This window comes from Polaromonas aquatica (genome assembly GCF_042659145.1).
Lineage (GTDB): Bacteria > Pseudomonadota > Gammaproteobacteria > Burkholderiales > Burkholderiaceae_C > Polaromonas > Polaromonas aquatica.
The window spans coordinates 1-809 of record NZ_JBHSRS010000034.1; the positions used below are offsets into that span (position 1 = coordinate 1).

1 protein-coding gene is annotated in these 809 nt (G+C 57.6%); it reads right to left on the reverse strand.

Features of this window, described 5'->3' with window-relative positions; all coding sequences use genetic code 11:
• Positions 1–664 (reverse strand): DUF4158 domain-containing protein (locus tag ACFQND_RS12230; protein WP_029310364.1); only part of this gene is annotated, 664 nt, incomplete at its 3' end.
• Positions 665–809: the final 145 nt, after the last annotated feature.

Below are 809 nucleotides of genomic sequence, written 5' to 3' on the forward strand. Positions count from 1 at the left end.
TGGTTGAGTGTTTGGCCGGTGCCGACCACAACCAGCTCTGCTGGGTTTGCCCATCCGGGCGCAATGCGGCCATGGCATCCCGCCAGCGCACCAGTTGTTCGGGCAGCACAGATGCCGCAATCGTTTTGGCTGTTTCTTCTTCGAGTTGTCCCAGCGCCGCTGTGACCAGGACACGGATGTCACGGTCGCGCAGGATCAGGATCTTGCTTTGATACAACCAGCGCCGAGCGAATACGAGCAATTGATCCCGATCGGCGCAGCGGGCCACCTCATCGCGCAGGGTGCGTACCAGGGCGCGACGTTGGTGCTCCGTCATCCAATGAAACCCCAGGACATCACAGGCCAGTTGTTGATGGTCAAAGAGGGTTCGACCGCGAACATACAGGGCTCGCAGGGATGCCAGTTCAACAGCAGTGATGCCGATTTCGTCACCCAGATGGCGCCACAGGGTTGTCGGAACGATGCGCACCGAATTCAGCAGGCGCCCGCTCAAGCGCAAGAAACCTATGTGCAGTGCCAGACCCAGCTTGTGGGCGTTGCTTCGGCGGGCGTTGATGAGCTCGCGCTCAGTACGGCTGTACGTGAAAAACGACTGAAGCTCGAAGGTGCTGATTTCCCTTGGCAGCTCTCGCAGGCCAAGGTAGGTTGTGTGCCAGCTTTGCATCTTGTGTCTCCGGTGATTGGGGCAGACACAATACGCCTGAAAAAGTGAACAGGAAAACCAATGAAATCAAGGGCTTATCAGACCACCCCTACGCCAGTGCTCGATCTCCTACCGTCACTTTTGACAACGAAAACAAATCGACCCC